Origin of the sequence: Streptomyces sp. NBC_01506, assembly GCF_045040295.1 — a bacterium.
Taxonomy (GTDB): Bacteria; Actinomycetota; Actinomycetes; order Streptomycetales; family Streptomycetaceae; genus Streptomyces.
Map to the genome: position 1 here is coordinate 6,768,994 of NZ_CP109422.1, position 18,765 is coordinate 6,787,758.

Annotated in this window: 18 protein-coding genes; 15 read left to right on the top strand and 3 right to left on the bottom strand. The window is 69.7% G+C overall.

Features of this window, described 5'->3' with window-relative positions:
• Window positions 1-90 precede the first annotated feature (90 nt).
• From OG329_RS30400 to OG329_RS30420, 5 genes are all read left to right on the top strand, one after another.
• Window positions 91-1,122 (top strand): PhoH family protein, encoded by a 1,032-nt coding sequence (locus OG329_RS30400; protein WP_405799586.1) that lies wholly within the window; start codon window positions 91-93, stop codon window positions 1,120-1,122.
• Window positions 1,123-1,187: 65 nt separating this feature from the next.
• Window positions 1,188-1,685, top strand: a complete 498-nt coding sequence (gene ybeY / locus OG329_RS30405) for an rRNA maturation RNase YbeY (RefSeq protein ID WP_147872981.1) — start codon at window positions 1,188-1,190, stop codon at window positions 1,683-1,685.
• Window positions 1,682-2,968, top strand: a complete 1,287-nt coding sequence (locus OG329_RS30410) for a hemolysin family protein (RefSeq protein WP_405799587.1) — start codon at window positions 1,682-1,684, stop codon at window positions 2,966-2,968. Before ybeY ends, OG329_RS30410 begins: the two co-directional genes overlap by 4 nt.
• Entirely contained in the window at window positions 2,965-3,354 is a 390-nt protein-coding gene (locus OG329_RS30415; RefSeq protein WP_405799588.1) for an MmcQ/YjbR family DNA-binding protein, read from the top strand. Before OG329_RS30410 ends, OG329_RS30415 begins: the two co-directional genes overlap by 4 nt.
• 161 nt (window positions 3,355-3,515) lie before the next feature.
• Window positions 3,516-4,541: an IS630 family transposase gene (locus tag OG329_RS30420; protein WP_405802099.1), complete on the top strand. Its 1,026-nt coding sequence runs from the start codon at window positions 3,516-3,518 to the stop codon at window positions 4,539-4,541.
• A 21-nt stretch (window positions 4,542-4,562) separates the two neighbouring features.
• On the opposite strand, the gene OG329_RS30425 is transcribed toward OG329_RS30420, so the two are convergent.
• On the bottom strand, window positions 4,563-5,969 hold the full coding sequence (locus tag OG329_RS30425) for a polysaccharide pyruvyl transferase family protein (protein WP_405799589.1): 1,407 nt from the start codon (window positions 5,967-5,969) through the stop codon (window positions 4,563-4,565).
• A gap of 220 nt (window positions 5,970-6,189) precedes the next feature.
• Window positions 6,190-6,867 carry a hypothetical protein gene (locus OG329_RS30430; protein ID WP_405799590.1) on the bottom strand — a complete coding sequence of 226 codons (678 nt, stop codon included), beginning with the start codon at window positions 6,865-6,867 and terminating at the stop codon, window positions 6,190-6,192.
• Window positions 6,868-7,013: 146 nt separating this feature from the next.
• On the opposite strand from OG329_RS30430, the gene OG329_RS30435 reads away from it, so the two are divergent.
• The 10 genes from OG329_RS30435 to OG329_RS30480 all read left to right on the top strand — a co-directional run bounded on the left by OG329_RS30435 (window position 7,014) and on the right by OG329_RS30480 (window position 18,196).
• A complete protein-coding gene (locus tag OG329_RS30435; RefSeq protein WP_405799591.1) occupies window positions 7,014-7,772 on the top strand; it encodes a GntR family transcriptional regulator in 759 nt (252 codons plus the stop codon).
• A 36-nt stretch (window positions 7,773-7,808) separates the two neighbouring features.
• Window positions 7,809-8,162 (top strand): cytidine deaminase, encoded by a 354-nt coding sequence (locus tag OG329_RS30440; RefSeq protein WP_405799592.1) that lies wholly within the window; start codon window positions 7,809-7,811, stop codon window positions 8,160-8,162.
• A gap of 60 nt (window positions 8,163-8,222) precedes the next feature.
• Entirely contained in the window at window positions 8,223-9,197 is a 975-nt protein-coding gene (gene era / locus OG329_RS30445) for a GTPase Era (protein ID WP_405799593.1), read from the top strand.
• Between the two features lie 243 nt (window positions 9,198-9,440).
• Window positions 9,441-11,234 (top strand): 2-isopropylmalate synthase, encoded by a 1,794-nt coding sequence (gene leuA, locus OG329_RS30450; RefSeq protein WP_405799594.1) that lies wholly within the window; start codon window positions 9,441-9,443, stop codon window positions 11,232-11,234.
• Between the two features lie 165 nt (window positions 11,235-11,399).
• Window positions 11,400-12,095 (top strand): TerB family tellurite resistance protein, encoded by a 696-nt coding sequence (locus OG329_RS30455; protein WP_405799595.1) that lies wholly within the window; start codon window positions 11,400-11,402, stop codon window positions 12,093-12,095.
• Window positions 12,096-12,286: 191 nt separating this feature from the next.
• Complete coding sequence (locus tag OG329_RS30460; RefSeq protein ID WP_405799596.1) at window positions 12,287-14,419, top strand: MMPL family transporter; 2,133 nt, start codon at window positions 12,287-12,289, stop codon at window positions 14,417-14,419.
• A gap of 112 nt (window positions 14,420-14,531) precedes the next feature.
• Window positions 14,532-15,848 (top strand): sensor histidine kinase, encoded by a 1,317-nt coding sequence (locus OG329_RS30465; protein WP_405799597.1) that lies wholly within the window; start codon window positions 14,532-14,534, stop codon window positions 15,846-15,848.
• A complete protein-coding gene (locus tag OG329_RS30470; RefSeq protein ID WP_405799598.1) occupies window positions 15,845-16,540 on the top strand; it encodes a response regulator in 696 nt (231 codons plus the stop codon). Before OG329_RS30465 ends, OG329_RS30470 begins: the two co-directional genes overlap by 4 nt.
• A gap of 56 nt (window positions 16,541-16,596) precedes the next feature.
• Window positions 16,597-17,346: a DNA repair protein RecO gene (gene recO / locus OG329_RS30475; RefSeq protein WP_405799599.1), complete on the top strand. Its 750-nt coding sequence runs from the start codon at window positions 16,597-16,599 to the stop codon at window positions 17,344-17,346.
• A gap of 13 nt (window positions 17,347-17,359) precedes the next feature.
• Window positions 17,360-18,196, top strand: coding sequence for an isoprenyl transferase (locus tag OG329_RS30480; RefSeq protein WP_405799600.1), 837 nt, complete (start codon window positions 17,360-17,362; stop codon window positions 18,194-18,196).
• A gap of 50 nt (window positions 18,197-18,246) precedes the next feature.
• Here OG329_RS30480 and OG329_RS30485 read toward each other — a convergent pair whose 3' ends face one another.
• Window positions 18,247-18,705: a Fur family transcriptional regulator gene (locus OG329_RS30485; protein WP_405799601.1), complete on the bottom strand. Its 459-nt coding sequence runs from the start codon at window positions 18,703-18,705 to the stop codon at window positions 18,247-18,249.
• Window positions 18,706-18,765 lie beyond the last annotated feature (60 nt).

An 18,765-nucleotide genomic window follows, 5' to 3' on the forward strand; every position in this document is an offset into this window, starting at 1 on the left:
GTCAGTGCGGAGTCGTAGGCTGGTACCCAGAGGTTGTCGAGCGGCGAGAACCCCGCAACGGGAGGTATGTGCAGGCCACAGTGCCGGCCCATGACTCAGTCACCCACAGTCCGTACCCCCGCGCCCGGTCAGGCGCGAGCCCACTTCACCATCCCCGCCAAGCACCCGATGGTGACGATCCTGGGCTCCGGTGACTCGCTGTTGCGCGTGATCGAGAAGGCGTTCCCGGCCGCCGACATCCATGTCCGGGGCAATCAGATCAGCGCCGTGGGCGACGCGGCCGAGGTCGCGCTGATCCAGAGCCTGTTCGACGAGATGATGCTGGTGCTCCGCACCGGTCAGCCGATGACGGAGGACGCAGTGGAACGCTCGATCGCCATGCTCAGGGCGAGCGAGAACGGCGGCGCGGACGGACCTGAGACCCCCGCCGAAGTTCTCACTCAGAACATCGTCTCCAGCCGTGGCCGCACGATCCGCCCCAAGACGCTCAACCAGAAGCGGTATGTGGACGCGATCGACAAGCACACGATCGTCTTCGGCATCGGCCCGGCGGGCACCGGCAAGACCTATCTCGCCATGGCCAAGGCCGTACAGGCCCTCCAGTCCAAGCAGGTCACCAGGATCATCCTGACCAGGCCCGCGGTGGAGGCGGGGGAGCGGCTCGGCTTTCTGCCCGGCACGCTGTACGAGAAGATCGACCCGTATCTGCGCCCCCTCTACGACGCGCTGCACGACATGCTCGACCCCGACTCGATCCCGCGCCTGATGGCGGCGGGCACGATCGAGGTCGCGCCGCTGGCCTATATGCGTGGCCGCACCCTGAATGACGCGTTCATCATCCTCGACGAGGCGCAGAACACCAGCTCGCAGCAGATGAAGATGTTCCTGACCCGGCTCGGCTTCGACTCGAAGATCGTCATCACCGGCGATGTCACCCAGGTCGACCTCCCCGGTGGTACGAAAAGCGGGCTGCGCCAGGTCCAGGACATCCTGCACGACGTCGAGGACGTGCACTTCTCCCGGCTCACCTCTGAGGATGTCGTCCGGCACAAGCTCGTCGGCCGTATCGTCGACGCCTACGAGCAGTACGACAGCCGCAACGGCAACGAACAGCACGGCTGAGCCGGCACCTCGCGGCCCAGCGGCATCCAGCCGGCGGCATCTATCCGGGAGAGTCACACCGCACCATGTCGATCGACGTCAACAACGAGTCAGGCACCGAGGTCGACGAGCAGGCGATCCTCGGGGCCGCCCGCTACGCGCTCACCCGGATGCGTATCCACCCCCTCTCCGAGCTTTCGGTGATCGTGGTGGACTCCGCCGCCATGGAGCAGTTGCACATGCAGTGGATGGACCTCCCCGGTCCGACCGACGTCATGTCCTTCCCGATGGACGAGCTGCGTCCACCGGTGAAGGACGACGAGGAGCCCCCGCAGGGGCTCCTCGGTGACGTCGTCCTGTGCCCGGAGGTCGCGAAGACCCAGGGCGAGGAAGCGCCGACGCGGCACTCCATGGACGAGGAGCTTCAACTCCTCACCGTCCACGGCGTGCTGCACCTCCTCGGGTACGACCACGAGGAGCCGGACGAGAAGGCCGAGATGTTCGGCCTCCAGGCGGCCATCGTGGACGGCTGGCGGGCCGAGCAGGGCCTCACCGGTCCCTCTCCCGCGCCGACCGTCTCGTGATCACGCAACTGATCATCGGGGCGGTCGCGCTGGTCGTCGTCGCCTGGCTGGCGGCCTGCGCCGAGGCGGGGCTCGCCCGTGTCTCCACCTTCCGCGCCGCCGAGGCCGAGCGCTCCGGGCGGCGCGGCGCCGACAAGCTGGCGCAGATCGCCGCCGACCCGACCCGGTATCTGAACGTGGCGCTGCTGGTGCGCGTCGCGTGCGAGATGGCTGCCGGGGTGCTGGTCACGTACGTCTGCCTGGAGGAGTTCGGCGAGACATGGGCGGCGCTGCTCGTCGCGATCGGCGTGATGGTCCTGGTGAGCTACGTCGCGGTCGGCGTCTCGCCGCGCACCATCGGCCGCCAGCACCCGCTGAACACGGCGACCGCCGCGGCGTACGTGCTGCTGCCGCTGGCCCGGATCATGGGGCCGGTCCCGCAGTTGCTGATCCTGCTGGGCAACGCGCTCACACCGGGCAAGGGCTTCCGCAAGGGACCGTTCGCGAGCGAGGCCGAGCTGCGGGCGATGGTGGACCTGGCCGAGCAGGAGTCGCTGATCGAGGACGACGAGCGCCGGATGGTGCACTCGGTCTTCGAGCTGGGCGACACGCTGGTGCGGGAGGTCATGGTGCCGCGTACGGACCTGGTCTGCATCGAGCGCTACAAGACGATCCGCCAGGCGCTGACGCTGGCGCTGCGCTCGGGCTTCTCCCGGATCCCGGTCACGGGGGAGAACGAGGACGACATGGTCGGCATCGTCTATCTCAAGGACCTCGTCAGGAAGACGCACATCAACCGCGACTCCGAGGCCGATCTGGTCTCCACGGCGATGCGCCCGGCGGCGTTCGTGCCGGACACGAAGAACGCGGGCGATCTGCTGCGCGAGATGCAGCAGGAGCGCAATCACGTCGCGGTCGTGATCGACGAGTACGGCGGCACGGCCGGCATCGTGACGATCGAGGACATCCTGGAGGAGATCGTCGGCGAGATCACGGACGAGTACGACCGTGAGCTGCCGCCCGTCGAGGAGGCGGGCACCGACTCCTACCGGGTCACGGCCCGGCTCGACATCGGCGATCTCGGGGAGCTGTACGGGCTGGACGAGTTCGACGACGAGGACGTGGAGACGGTCGGCGGCCTGCTCGCGAAGGCGCTGGGCCGGGTGCCGATCGCCGGGGCCAGCGCGCTGGTGGAGCTGCCGGACGGGCGCACGCTGCGGCTGACGGCGGAGTCCCCCGCGGGCCGGCGGAACAAGATCGTGACGGTGCTCGCGGAGCCGGCGGAGGGGCCGGTGGCGCGATGAGCGTCGCTGCCGGGGGCTCGGCCGGGGGCTCGCTGTCGCGGGACGAACTGCGGGCGTTCTGCCTGGAGTTCAACGCGGCGACGGAGGAGTTCCCCTTCGGCCCGGAGAGTTCGGTCTTCAAGGTCGTGGGGAAGATGTTCGCGCTCACGGCCCTGGACGCCGAGCCGTTGACGGTCTCCCTCAAGTGCGATCCGGACCAGGCGATCCAACTGCGCGCGGCCCACCCGGAGATCGTCCCCGGATGGCACCTCAACAAGCGGCACTGGAACACGGTCACGGTCGCCGGGCTGCCCGCGCGGACGGTGCGTGAGCTGATCGAGGACAGTTACGACCTGGTGGTGGCCGGTCTGCCGAAGACGGAGCGCCTTCGGCTGGACCGGCCCTAGTGATCTGGTTGTGAGTTCGTTGGGCACCACGTGAGTCGCTTTGCGCACCAATTCGCGGGTTCGGCTGACGGGTGCCGGTGGGCTTCGGTCTGCTGTCGGTTGTGGGTGACAGCAGGCTGGAGCCGTTGGTCCTGAGCGAGGCCGAGCGGCAGGTGTTGAGTATGTGGGTCAAGCGCCGGACGACCGCGCAGGGTCTGGCCCTGCGGGCGCGGATCGTGCTGGCGTGCGCGGAGGGCGGGCCGAACCTGGCGGTCGCGGCCCGGCTGGGGGTGAACCGGGGCACGGTCGCGAAATGGCGGACCCGGTTCCTGCGCGACCGGCTCGACGGGCTCGCGGACGAACCGCGCCCCGGGGTACCGCGGACCATCACCGATGCCCAGGTCGAAGAGGTGGTGGTCCGCACCCTGGAGGAGACACCACCGGGCGGGACGCACTGGTCGAAGCGGGAACTGGCGAAGGTCGTGGGGATCTCCCCCGCGAGTGTGCTGCGGATCTGGCACGCTTTCGGTCTGCAGCCGTGGCGGACCGAGACCTTCAAGATCTCCCCGGATCCGTTCCTGATCGACAAGGTCCGTGACGTCGTCGGCCTCTGTCTCGCCCCGCCGGCCAACGCGGCTGTCTTCGCGGTGGACGAGAAGCCGCAGATCCAAGCCCTTGAACGGACCGCGCCGGTGCTGCCCATGATTCCGGGAGTGCCCGAGCGGCGGAGTTTCGACTACGTCCGGCACGGCACCGTCGACCTGTTCGCCGCCCTGAACACCGCGACCGGCAAGGTGATCACGAAACTCGCCGCGCAGCACCGGGCCGTCGACTTCCGCGACTTCCTCGACGAGATCGACCGCCAGACGGAACCTGGCCTGGCGGTCCACGTGATCTGCGACAACCTCTCCGCCCACAAAGCACCGGTGGTGCACAAGTGGCTGCTCGCGCACCCCCGCTTCCACCTGCACTTCACCCCCACCTACTCGTCATGGATCAACCAGGTCGAGCGGTGGTTCGCCGAGCTGGAACGACGCTGCCTCGAACGCGGTGTGTTCTGCTCCCTCGACGACCTCAAGGCCGCACTCGAAAACTGGATCAAGATCTGGAACGACGATGCCCAGCCGTTCAAGTGGACCAAGACCGCCGACCAGATCCTCGACCGCATCTGCCGCTACTGCTCACGCATCTCCGAACCAGATCACTAGGCCCCGTCCGGCGGGCGCGCGTCAGTTGTTGGGCCGCAGCCTGCGGCGTACCTGACGCCGTACGGCGGGACCTATCCGCAGCGGCGAGCCCTTCTCCAGGTCGGACAGCCGCCGTTCCATGGCGACGAGCTTGTTCTGGAGTTCGGCGTTCTTCTTGGTGAGGGCGTCGATACGGCGGTCGGCGACGTTGCCGCGCTCGTACAGTCGGCTGAAGCGGTACTGCAGCGAGCCGTCGTCGGTGCCGTCCCACACACCGAGCGACGGCGGCAGGTCGAGCGCGCCGAGCCGCAGGTCGAAGGCGGCGCCGCCGTCGCCGTGCGTGAAGGTGTTCTCCAGACCGTTCTTGTCGAGGAAGCCGACGAAGCGGTCGAAGCGTTCCTTGTGTCCGTTCAGCATCTCGCTGAAGTCGGCCTGGTCGTACAGCTCCTGCGGATGGATGTCGGCGGGTGTGGCGCTGAGCATCCGGTGCGGAATGCCGAAGTAGCGGCACAGCTCCAGGGTCCGCGAGTCATGGACGAGCACGACGCTGGGGGTGCCGGCGAGAAGGGGGGCGATGTTGCCGTGGATGCGGGTGCCGTAGACGAAGTCGTACGTCGACAGCTCGTCCATCCATGTCTTGGGATCCAGCGGGACCCTGACCCGGTTCTGCTGGAACAGCGGGTGGGTCAACCGGCGGGGGAAGCGGGTCTTGGGGCCGGTCACGGCGGAGGTGTCGCCCCAGAAGAGGACTTCGGCGTCGGCGATGTTCTGCGCGTAGTAACGCAGGTGCGGGAAGCGCTCGAGCGCGTGGTGGGCCAAACCCTCCATGTCGCCGACGGCTATCGCGCCCGGCGACATGTTGATCACGACCCGGGAGTGGGCGTCGAGCGTGCCCGGGTCCCGGGGGGTGGGGAAGGTGTCGCCGTGCAGGAACATCGACGGACAGCCGATGATGTCGGTGTGCCGTTTGAACCCGAGCCGCTCCAGATAGGACGCGGTCAGCTCACCGCGTACGCCGATGGAGGCGGATCTCTCCAGGACGGCCTTGACGAACCGTTTGACCGCGGACTCGATGGGAGCGAGTCTGGCGACGTCGTAGTCCTCGGGCACCTGGGCGCCGACCCCGACGACCACGACGGGGATGGTGAGTTGCTCGATGAGGGCGGCGAGCCTGTTCAGATTGGGCTTGAAGGACGTTCGGAAGGCGTTGGCCAGCGGGATGACGAAGACGTCGTAATCCTCATTGATCTGCCGCGCCCGCTCCGGTGTCGAGACGGTACCGATCCCGTTGGACGTCACTTCGGTCCGCTCGGTGAGCAGGATCTTGTGCGCGGCGTCGCTGAAGAGCAGATTTCCCGAGTTCGTGCCGATCAGGTCCTTCTGGATGAACTCCTGCTGACTGGCGACGTGGAACGGGCTCTTACCAGAGCGTATGAGTATGCGCTTCATGACCTTCTTCCTCGTTTGCTCGGACAACCTGCCCCTGGGAGCCCGGCAAGCGCTCTCCCCCGACGGCACCGGTCCTGGGTCAGGTGACCGGGCCGCGTGGAACGGGACGATACCCGAGATCAAAAGCTAGAAGACATGGGTATTTCATGCTTTGTTGGGACGCCGTTCATGTGATCTTTAGCTCTCGTGTCAAGCCGGTTACAGGATGGTCCACGCTCCGTCAGGCGGGGGGTGCGCTCCGTGTGCCAGGGCTCGCCTGTGGGGCGGCGAGGTCGACGACGACGGTCCCGCTCAGCCGCATGAGCGACTGCCCAGCGCGGATCCAGCGGATGCGGGGGTCGCCGAAGCCCACGCCCGCCGCGTTCCAAGGGATGGGGGCCGGTAGAGCCGGACGGTAGAGGGCTCCTCGTACTCCGACCAGGTCGAACGAGTGCGCCCGCAGGACGGTGCACCGCCGACGTAGATGCGGGCATACCTGGGCAGACTTCACGGCGCAGGGTGCGCAGAGCGGCGGCTGGGCTGTGATGAGTCCGTCGAACTCCGCCCCGGAGCCGCCAGGTTGGTCGGGGCTCTCGCCCAGCATCCACAGCGCGCCGTCGCCTGTCCGGTCGGCGGGGCGGGCACAGACCTGGCACAGCAGCGCCTCCATGGCTCGCCGTTGGCGCAGCGCGTGCACCTTGCCGAACTCGGGTCGGCCCTTGCCGGGAAGCGAGGGAACTCGCGTCCACAGGATGTCGTTCGTGTCCCGGTCGTACGGTCGCTCGTCCGCGTAGCCGATGCCGCCGTTCTTCGCGACGACGCGTATGCCGGGAGTCTGCTCCGCGCTCCAGCGGGTGATGTACGGCACAGGGCCGGCTTGCCGGTGGCCGGTGTTCGACGGTGGCTTCTGACGCTTCATCGCAGCGCACAACCTCTCTAGACATCTTGATTGGATCTCACCGAGGCCTGCGATGTCAATGAGATGTCTAGAGAGGTTTCGAGGTTCGGGTGCGCTGTTACGGGTGTGACTTAGGCTGTCTAGAGAAGACGGAAGGGTGTCGACGCATGGCGACCAAGGACGGCGAGGGGCAGCCGAAGTACCGGCGTATCGCCGATGCGCTGCGGGAGGCGATTCGGGCCGGTGAGTACGGGCCCGGGGCGCGCCTGCCTGGTGAGAACGACCTCATGGCCGCCCACGGCGTGGCGCGCATGACCGCGCGGCAGGCGCTCGGGGTGCTGCGGAGCGAAGGGCTCACCGAGTCGCGCAAGGGGGCCGGTGTGTTCGTGCGGGCGTTTCGGCCGCTCAGGCGGCGCGGGATTCAGCGGTTGTCGGGGGAGCAGTGGGGCGCCGGTCGGTCGATCTGGGCGGCGGATGTCGAGGACCGCGACCTCGTTGTCGATCAGATCGCCGTGACCGAGGAGACCGCGCCGGAGCGGGTCGCGCACCTGCTGGGCCTCGCCCCGGACGACGCCGTGTGCGTACGGAGTCGGCGCTTCGTTCTCGACGGGAAGCCGGTTCTGCTGGCGGTGAGCCACCTGCCCGCCGCTCTCGTCGCGGGGTCCGCGATCACACGGGAGGACACCGGGCCCGGCGGCATCTACGCCCGCCTCGCCGAACTCGGCCATGAACCGGCGCACTTCAGGGAGGAGGTCCGCTCGCGCATGCCGTCCCAGGACGAGTCGACGCGGTTGAGCCTGTCCGCCGGGACACCCGTCATGCTGATCTGCCGCACGGCGTTCACCTCCGACGGGCGGGCGGTCGAGGTCAACGAGATGATCCTCGACTCGGCGGCGTACGTCCTCGAGTACGACTTCGACGCGTAGTGCCCCTCGGTGCGGGGGATCTCTATGCTCGGGCCCATGACGCAGAGCACCGACCTCGATCCCGAGGACCGAAAGATCATCACCCTGGCCCGCAGCACGCGCGCCCGGAACGGGGTGCCCGAGGGGGCCGCCGTGCGGGACGAGACCGGGCGGACCTATGTCGCCGGGAGCGTCGACCTCGACTCCCTCAAGCTCAGCGCGCTGCGGACCGCCGTCGCCATGGCCGTCGCGAGCGGGGCCACCTCGCTGGAGGCCGCCGCCGTCGTCACCGAGGCCGACGCCGTCAGTGACGAGGACCGGGCCGCCGTACGGGATCTCGGCGGGCCCGCGACACCCGTGCTGCTGGCCGCTCCGGACGGGAGTGTGCGGGGAACCGTGAAGGCCGGCTGAGGCGCCCGCGGGGCCTTCCCGCGGGCCGACTGGTCGGCGACGGCGGGACCATCGGGGAGAATGGGCGCCATGAGCGCTCGTACCCCTTCGTCTCCCGAGACTTCCGCCGAACCGTCCGAAGCCCCCCACCGGGCCGGTTTCGCCTGTTTCGTCGGTCGCCCCAACGCGGGCAAGTCCACCCTCACGAACGCTCTGGTCGGCCAGAAGGTGGCGATCACCTCCAGCCGGCCGCAGACCACACGGCACACGGTGCGCGGCATCGTGCACCGGCCCGAGGCGCAGCTCATCCTGGTCGACACCCCCGGCCTGCACAAACCGCGCACACTGCTCGGTGAGCGGCTGAACGACGTCGTACGGACCACCTGGGCCGAGGTCGACGTCATCGGTTTCTGTGTGCCCGCCGACCAGAAGCTCGGCCCCGGTGACCGCTTCATCGCCAAGGAGCTGGCCGGGATCCGCAAGACGCCGAAGGTCGCGCTCGTCACCAAGACCGACCTGGTCGACTCCCGTGTCCTGGCGGAGCAACTGATCGCGATCGACCAGCTCGGCAAGGAGCTGGGCTTCGAGTGGGCGGAGATCGTCCCGGTCTCGGCCGTCAGCGGTGACCAGGTGGAGCTGGTCGCCGATCTGCTGGTCCCGCTGCTGCCCGAGAGCCCGCCGCTCTACCCGGAGGGCGACCTCACCGACGAGCCCGAGATGGTCATGGTGGCCGAGCTGATCCGCGAGGCCGCGCTCGAAGGCGTACGGGACGAGCTGCCGCACTCGATCGCGGTCGTGGTCGAGGAGATGCTGCCGCGCGAGGACCGGCCGGCGGACAAGCCGCTGCTGGACATCCACGCGAACGTCTACATCGAGCGGCCGAGCCAGAAGGGGATCATCATCGGCCCCAAGGGCAAGCGGCTCAAGGAGGTCGGGACGAAGTCCCGCAAGCACATCGAGGCGCTGCTGGGCACGCCGGTCTTCCTGGACCTGCACGTCAAGGTCGCAAAGGACTGGCAGCGCGACCCCAAGCAGCTCCGCAAGCTCGGTTTCTGAGGGCAATCTCACGCTTTTGTGGGCATTTGACCCATACCCCCGGTGATCCCGCATACTGATACGGCCCCGCGCGCACCGCGCGGCTCGGCTAGGCTGCGGCGCATCATGCGTTTCGGGCTGCTTCTCCTTAGCTGCCGCGGCGAGGGTCTGTAGTCGTAGGCCGACCCCCTCCCCGCGGAGTCTGGTGATGCGGTGTTCCCGCCCCGTCGGCCGTCCCAGCGGACACACGAGGAGCCCAACGCAATGTCTGAGCGCATGTCCGACCCCGCGGTAGCCGGATCCGTCGGCCGTCCCACCCCCGTCACCAACGCCACGCACACCCAGCGGCCCTCCGGGATGCCGATCCACAAGTACGGCCGCTACGAGGCCGTGGACATCCCCGACCGCACCTGGCCGGACAACCGCATCACCCAGGCGCCCCGCTGGCTCTCCACCGATCTGCGCGACGGCAACCAGGCTCTGATCGACCCCATGTCGCCCGCCCGCAAGCGCGAGATGTTCGATCTGCTGGTGCGCATGGGCTACAAGGAGATCGAGGTCGGTTTCCCGTCGTCCGGCGAGACCGACTTCGCCTTCGTGCGGTCGATCATCGAAGAAGGCGCCATCCCCGAGGACGTGACCATCTCCGTCCTGACGCAGGCCCGCGAGGAGCTGATCGAGCGCACCGTCCAGTCGCTCGTCGGCGCCCACCGCGCCACCGTCCACCTGTACAACGCCACCGCCCCCACCTTCCGCCGCGTCGTCTTCCGGGGCACCCGTGAGCAGGTCAGGCAGATCGCCGTGGACGGTACGCGGCTGGTCTCCGAGTACGCCGAGAAGATCCTCGGCCCGGAGACCGTCTTCGGCTACCAGTACAGCCCGGAGATCTTCACCGACACCGAGCTGGACTTCGCCCTGGAGGTCTGCGAGGGCGTCATGGACGTCTGGCAGCCCGAGGAGGGCCGCGAGATCATCCTCAACCTGCCGGCCACCGTCGAGCGCTCCACGCCGTCCACGCACGCCGACCGCTTCGAGTGGATGTCACGGAATCTGTCGCGCCGTGAGCACGTGTGTCTCTCCGTCCACCCGCACAACGACCGCGGCACCGCCGTCGCCGCCGCCGAGCTGGCGCTCATGGCCGGGGCCGACCGGATCGAGGGCTGTCTGTTCGGCCAGGGCGAGCGCACCGGCAACGTCGACCTGGTGACCCTGGGCATGAACCTGTTCTCCCAGGGTGTCGACCCGCAGATCGACTTCTCGCAGATCGACGAGATCCGCCGCACCAGCGAGTACTGCAACCAGATGGAGATCCACCCGCGCCACCCCTACGCGGGCGACCTCGTCTACACCTCCTTCTCCGGCTCCCACCAGGACGCCATCAAGAAGGGCTTCGACGCCATGGAGGCGGACGCCGCCGCGCAGGGCAGGACGGTCGATGATCTGGTGTGGGCCGTGCCGTATCTGCCGATCGACCCCAAGGACGTGGGCCGTTCGTACGAGGCGGTCATCCGGGTCAACTCGCAGTCCGGCAAGGGCGGCATCGCCTACGTACTGAAGAACGACCACAAGCTGGACCTGCCGCGCCGGATGCAGATCGAGTTCTCGCGGATCATCCAGGCGAAGACGGACACCGAGGGCGGCGAGGTCACGCCGAAGCAGATCTGGGCGGCCTTCGAGGACGAGTATCTGCCCAACGCGGACGACTCCGACGCCCGCTGGGGTCGGATCCAACTGCGCTCCGGTCAGAGCACCACCGACAACGACGGCACGGACACCCTCACCGTGGAAGCCGTCGTGGACGGCGCGGACACCGTACTCACCGGCTCCGGCAACGGGCCGATTTCGGCCTTCTTCGCCGCGCTGGCCGCAGTCGGGGTCGACGCCCGGCTGCTGGACTACTCGGAGCACACCATGAGCGAGGGCGCGAGCGCGCAGGCCGCCTCGTACATCGAGTGCGCGATCGACGGAAAGGTGCTGTGGGGTATCGGCATTGACGCCAACACCACGCGTGCCTCACTGAAGGCCGTTGTCTCCGCGGTGAACCGCGCAACGCGCTGACCTCAGCGTTTACCGGCAGAACCGGGACCCCGTCCACCTCTTACGGTGGGCGGGGTTCGGCCATGTCGTGGCGACCTCACGCCGGGGTAATGACGCCGCATCGTTGCTGTGGTTAACATCACGTCAATGCGGCAAAGTTGCCGAAGCGTTATGGAGGTGCGCGACGTGCTGCCAGGCCAGGGAACGTACGGCAGGAAACTGCGCATCTGCGGCATTCACACCGCGTGGAACACCATCGGGGACGGGGAGTTCTTCTGCCCCGACTGCGGCGGTGACCGCAACTACCGCCGACGCACCGGCCGTCGCCGCTTCGCCGTGCTCGGCGTGCCGCTGGTACCGCGCGGCGCCGCCGGCCCGGTCATCGAATGCGCCGCCTGCCACGGCCACTTCGGCACCGACATCCTCGACCACCCCACCACCGTCCGCTTCTCCGCGATGCTCCGCGACGCCGTGCATACGGTGGCGCTCGCCGTCCTCGCCGCGGGCGGCACCTCCTCCCGTACGGTCCTCGACATCGCGGTCGGCACGGTCAGGGCGGCCGGGATCGAGGACTGTACGGCGGACCAGCTCACGGAGCTGGTGGAGGCGCTGGCCGCCGACACGGGCCGGTTCCTGCTCGACCCCGGACCCTGCGGGGCGGCGCTCGCCATCGAGCTGCACGAGGCGCTGGAGCCGCTGTCCCCGCATCTCGCCGCCGCCGGCCGGGAGTCGATCCTGCTCCAGGGCGCGCGGATCGCGCTGGCCGACGGGCCCTACAGCGCGGCGGAGCGCGACGTGCTCTCCATCGTCGGCGGTGCCTTGCAGTTGTGCGCCGACGACACGGCCCGGCTGCTCGAATCGGCCCGTACGCCCTCCTCCTGAACCTCTGTCGCCGCCGTCAACTCAGTTGTCACCGAGCCGTGTTCCCGCGCATACTCCCCCGGGAGTAGCCACGCGGCCCAGTCACCCGGGGCAGTAATCCCCATCTCGCCCTCGCGCGCGACGAATCCGCCCCTTCCCGGCCCGAGGCTGAGACCAGACTCTGACCGGCTGTGCAGAAGGGGGGGCCCGCGATGGGGCCCGAGAACAGACGCCGACGACTGCTGCCCTGGGCGGTGGTCGGGCTGTGGGTGATCGTGATCGCCGTCGCCGCCATGTTCGCCGGGAAGCTCAGCGGCGTACAGCGCGACGAAGCCGTCGACTACCTCCCGGCGAGCGCCGACTCCACCCATGTGGAGAAGGTCCGCCAGGAGCTGCCCGGCGGTGAGACGACCGATCTGATCGTCGTCTACCACCGCGACGGCGGGCTCACCGCCGCCGACCGGACGACCGCCGAGGAGCAACTGGCGCGGGTGGCGGCCGAGCACAAGCTCACCGCCCCGCCCGAGGGCATCGAGTCGCAGGACGGCGCGACGGTGATGTACCCGGTAGCGAGCGCCCTGACCGACGAGCCGGGCGTCAACAAGGAAGACGCGCAACTCGCCTTCGTCGAGGAGGTACGGGCCGTCACCTCGGGCGACGGCGCCGGGAGGGACGGACTCGACATCGACGTCGGCGGCGCCGGCGCGCTCCAGTCCGACATGGAAGCCGTCTTCGAGTCCATCGACGGCACGCTGATGATCGCGACCGTGCTGGTCGTCGCCTTCCTGCTGATCATCACCTACCGCAGCCCGTTCCTGTGGATCGTGCCGCTGTTCGTCGTCGGCGCCGCCGCCGTCAGCTCCATGGCGGTCGTCTACGGCCTGGTGCAGGCCTTCGACACCGTCGTGACCAGCCAGAGCGCGGCGATCATGACGGTCCTCGTGTTCGGCGCGGGCACCGACTACGCGCTGCTGCTCGTCGCCCGCTACCGCGAGGAGCTGCGCCGCGTACCCCACCCGTACGACGCCATGCGCACCGCGCTGCGCAGTTGCGGCCCCGCCGTCCTCGCCTCCTCCGGCACCGTCGCGGCCGGTCTGCTGTGCCTCATGGCCGCCGACCTCAACAGCAGCAGCGGCATGGGACCGATCGCCGCCATCGGCGTCGTGTGCGCGCTCGTCGCGATGCTCACGCTGCTGCCCGCCGTCCTGGTGCTCCTCGGCCGCCGCGTCTTCTGGCCGCTGATCCCCGCCTACGGCAGCGAGGTCAAGCAGCGCCGCTCCTTCTTCGGCGCCATGGGTACGTCGGCGGCCCGCCGGCCGGCCGCCGTGCTCGCCACCGGTCTGGTGGTGCTCGGAGCCCTCGCCCTCGGTGTGCTGAATCTGCCCGGCGCGCTCAAGCAGGAGGACAGCTTCGTCGACCGGCCCGAGTCGGTCACCGCCATGGCACGCCTGGCGACCGCCTTCCCGGAGCAGAGCGCCCAGCCCATCAGCGTCATGGCGCCCACCGGCCAGGCCGGCGCGGCGCTCGACACCGTCCGTACGGTCTCCGGTGTCGCCGAGGCCGAACAGGGCCGCAGCGGCGGCGGCTGGACCGAGATAGCCGTCTTCGCGAAGGACGCGCCCGAGTCGGCGGGGGAGACCACCACCATCGAACAACTGCGGTCCACCCTCGGCGACGGGACCTACGTCGGCGGGCCCAGCGCGCAGCAGCTCGACCTCGCCGACACCAATGCCAGCGACCGGCTGTATGTCATCCCGCTCGTCGTCCTCGCCGTCCTGCTGATCCTGATCGCCCTGCTGCGCAGCCTCGTCGCACCGCTGATGCTGGTGTTCGCCGTCGTGGTCGTCTGGGGCGCGACGATGGGCATCGGCGGGCTCCTCTTCGAGCCGCTGCTCGGTTTCGACGGGATCGATCCGGGGCTCGCGCTGCTCTCCTTCGTCTTCCTCGTCGCGCTCGGCGTCGACTACGGCATCTTCCTGATGCACCGGATGCGCGAGGAGGCCCTGAAGGGGGCCGAGCCCGAGGCCGCCGCGCTGACCGCGCTGCGCACCACGGGCGGTGTGATCGCCTCGGCCGGTGTCGTACTCGCCGCGACGTTCGGTGTGCTGGCCAGCCTGCCGCTGGTGATGCTCGCCGAGATGGGCATCCTCGTGGCCGTGGGCGTCCTGCTGGACACCTTCCTGGTCCGTACGTATCTGGTGACGAGCGCGAGCGTGCTGCTCGGCCGCAAGGTCTGGTGGCCGGGAGCGCTGTCCAAGCCGCCGGCCGCGCCACTGCCGGGCGCCGGACGCGGCGACGGCGAACAGGGCGACCGCGAGCGGGAGTCGGTGCGCACCGGGTCCTGAGCGACGGTGAGTCTCCGGTGCGGTACGGCCCCGAGGGGGAGGGAGCCGTACCGCACCGGGCGTTTTGTACGGCGCCGTACCGCATCGGAGCGCGACGAGAGAGGATGAAGCCGTGTCAGACACCTCCGGCCCCCGCAGAGGACCGCGTACCGAGCGCGTCTTCGCGGTGCTCAACCGCGACCCGCTCGACGCGCCGAACCAACTGCGCACCGACCTGGTGGTCACCGCGGTCGTCGGCGCGCTGGGTGCCGCGCTCGGGCTCGCCGTGCCCGGCGACGGCCTGGCCCTCGACGCCCTCGGCTGGGCGGTCCTCGCCGCCGTCTCGCTGGCCCTGGTGTGGCGACGGCGCTTCCCGGTGGCCGTCCTGCTGGTGATGGTGCCCCTCGTCGGCACGTACCACGCGCTGGACTACTCGCACGCGGCCACCACTCCGGCCACCATGGTCGCTCTCTACACCGTCGCCGTCACCGGCCCGCCGCTGCGCGCCGCGCTGCTCGGTGTCGGCATCGTCGGTGTCACGCTCACGGTGATGTTCATCCTCAACACGGACCGGGGCCTGGAAATGCTCCGCACGTCCGGCTGGATCATCGCGGTCGTCGTCATCGGCATGGACGTACGCGTCTACCGCAAGTACATCGCGGCGGTCGTGGAACGCGCCGAACGCGCGGAGCGCACCCGGGAGGAGGAGGCCGCCCGGCGCGTCGCCGAGGAGCGCCTGCGGATCGCCAGGGACCTGCACGATCTGCTGGCCCACAGCATCACGCTCATCGGCGTCCAGACGTCGGTCGCCTCGCACGTCCTGAGCGTCGACCCCGACCGGCTGGACCGGGCCGCGATCGCGCAGGCGCTCGACGGCATCTCGGACACCTGCCGCGAGGCGCGCGCCGAACTGCGCACCACACTGGAGGTGCTGCGCGCCGCCGGGACGGCCGAGGGCGAGGAGGGGACCTGGGGCGGGGCCCTGCCCGACCTGGCCGCGCTGTCGGGCCTCGTGGAGGCCGCGCGGACGGCCGGCGCGGAGACGCAGCTCACGGTGCGGACGCGGGGCGTACGCGTACCGCCGGTGGCCGAGGCCGCCGCGTACCGGATCGTGCAGGAATCGCTCACCAACGCCGTACGGCACGCGGGCCCCGCCCCACGGGTGCGGGTGCGGGTGGAGACCTGCGCGGGGGCGCTGCATGTCACCGTGACCGACAACGGGGGCGCTCCCGAAGGGAAGACGGCGCCCGTCGACCCCGGCTACGGCATCGTCGGCATGCGCGAGCGGGCCCGCAGCGTCGGGGGCACCCTCGACGCCGGACCGTACGACGACGGCTTCCGGGTGGCGGCGGTGCTGCCGCTGCGGGAGCACGGTGAGCCGGCGGAAGAAGATCCGGCCGGCCGGGACGCCCGGGACGCCCAGGCCCCCCGGCGGGAGTCCGTCGCGTGATCCGTGTCCTGCTCGCCGACGATCAGCGCCTGGTCCGGGCGGCCTTCGCGATGCTCGTGGAGTCCGCCGGCGACATGGAGGTCGTGGGCCAGGCCGGCACCGGCCGCGAAGCCGTCGAACTCGCCCGCTCCGCGCGCGCCGACCTCGTCGTCATGGACATCCGCATGCCCGACATGGACGGCATCGAGGCGACCCGGCTGATCGCCGCCGACGACGACCTCGCGGGCGTCAAGGTGCTCGTCCTCACCACGTACGACACCGACGACCACGTCGTGGAGGCGCTGCGCGCCGGCGCCTCCGGCTTCCTCGTGAAGGACACCAGACCGGCCGAACTCCTCACCGCCATCAGGACGGTGGCCGCCGGCGACTCCCTGCTCTCCCCGGGCCCCACGGCACGCCTGATCGCCCGCGTCCTGCGCGCGCGCAACCCCGTCCCGGACACCTCACCGACCGTCGGCCCCGACTGCCTGTCGGTGCGCGAACGCCAGGTGCTCGCCCTCGTCGCACGCGGCCTCACCAACACCGAGATCGCGGAGTCGCTGGGCCTGAGCCCGCTGACCGCCAAGACGCATGTGAGCCGCATCATGGGCAAGCTGGACGCGCGGGACCGGGCACAACTCGTGATCATCGCCTACGAGTCGGGGCTGGTGACCCCCGGTGATCCGCCGCTCACGGCCGCCGCCCCCGGCTGACAGGGAAAACCGGGGCGGCAGACCTGACCACCCCGTCGGTGCGGGAGAATGGCGCCATGAGCCTGTTCCGCGACGACGGCATCGTGCTGCGCACCCAGAAGCTGGGTGAGGCGGACCGCATCATCACGTTCCTCACCCGCGGCCACGGCCGGGTGCGGGCCGTCGCGCGCGGAGTGCGCCGTACGAAGTCCAAATTCGGCGCCAGGCTCGAACCGTTCTCCCATGTCGACGTGCAGTTCTTCGCGCGCGGCAGCGAACTCGTCGGACGCGGACTGCCGCTGTGTACGCAGAGCGAGACCATCGCCCCGTACGGCGGCGCCATCGTCACCGACTACCCCCGCTACACGGCCGGTACGGCCATGCTGGAGACCGCCGAGCGGTTCACCGACCATGAGGGCGAGCCCGCGGTCCAGCAGTATCTGCTCCTCGTCGGCGGGCTGCGCACGCTCTCGCGCGGGGAGCACTCACCGCATCTGATCCTCGACGCGTTCCTGCTGCGCTCCCTCGCGGTCAACGGGTACGCGCCGAGCTTCGACGACTGCGCGAAGTGCGGCCTGGACGGGCCGAACCGCTTCTTCTCGGTCGCGGCGGGCGGCGTCATATGCGGCGACTGCCGGGTGCCGGGCAGCGTCGTACCGTCGTCGGAGGCGGTCGGTCTCCTCAGCGCGCTGCTGACCGGGGACTGGGGGACGGCGGACGCGTGCGAGGCTCGTCATGTCCGGGAGGGCAGCGGGCTGGTGTCCGCGTATCTGCACTGGCATCTGGAGCGCGGTCTGCGCTCACTCAGATATGTAGAGAAGAACTAGGAGACACGAGCGCATGGCACGACGCGGAATCCTGGGCCGGCCCCGCCGCGAGTACAAGGTCCCCGAGCCGCACCCCTCCGGTGCGGTGCCGCCGAAGATCCCCGGCGAGCTGGTGCCCAAGCATGTCGCGTGCGTCATGGACGGCAACGGCCGCTGGGCCAAGGAGCGCGGTCTGCCGCGCACCGAGGGTCACAAGGTCGGCGAGGGCGTCGTGCTGGACGTGCTCAAGGGCTGCCTGGAGATGGGCGTCAAGAACCTCTCCCTGTACGCCTTCTCCACCGAGAACTGGAAGCGCACGCCCGACGAGGTGCGCTTCCTGATGAACTTCAACCGCGATGTCATCCGGCGCCGCCGCGACGAGATGGACGAGCTGGGGATCCGGATCCGCTGGGTCGGCCGGATGCCCAAGATGTGGAAGTCGGTCGTCCAGGAGCTCCAGGTCGCCCAGGAGCAGACCGTCGACAACGACGCCATGACGCTCTACTTCTGCGTCAACTACGGTGGCCGCGCGGAGATCGCGGACGCGGCGCGGGCGCTCGCCGAGGACGTGGCGTCGGGCCGGCTCGACCCGGCCAAGGTGAACGAGAAGACCTTCGCCAAGTATCTGTACTACCCGGACATGCCGGACGTGGATCTCTTCCTGCGGCCGAGCGGTGAGCAGCGGACGTCCAACTACCTGATCTGGCAGAGCAGTTACGCCGAGATGGTCTTCCAGGACGTGCTGTGGCCGGACTTCGACCGGCGGGATCTGTGGCGGGCCTGTCTGGAATTCGCCCACCGGGACCGCCGCTTCGGCGGGGCGCTGCCCAACCAGTCCGACGGCACGCCGGGCGAGCGCGAGGGCGAGTAGCGCGCGGAGGTACGGGGCGGGGCGGGGCGGCCGGGCCGGCCCCGCGCCGGTCAGGAGTGGTCCGGCCGCTGCCCCGGACCGTTCCCCGAGGCGCACTCCGCGCAGGTGCCGAAGACCTCCACCGTATGGGCCACGGCGACGAAGCCGTGCTCGGCCGCGATCGTCTCGGCCCACTGCTCGACGGCCGGACCCTCGACCTCCACGGCCTTGCCGCACACCCGGCACACCAGATGGTGGTGGTGATCACCGGTCGAGCAGCGCCGGTAGACGGACTCCCCGTCGTTCGTGCGCAGCACGTCGACGTCCCCCGCGTCGGCGAGCGACTGGAGCGTGCGGTAGACCGTCGTCAGCCCGACCGAGTCGCCGCGGTGCTTCAGCATGTCGTGCAGCTCCTGCGCGCTGCGGAACTCGTCCACCTCGTCCAGCGCGGCGGCCACCGCGGCACGCTGCCGGGTCGATCGGCCGCGTACGGGGGCGGTGCTCGCCCCACCGCCAGGCGCAGTCGTCACGGGTGCCTCCACTACTTCTGCCCGAATCGCTCGTCCGTCGGGCCATTCTGCCAGCTCGGA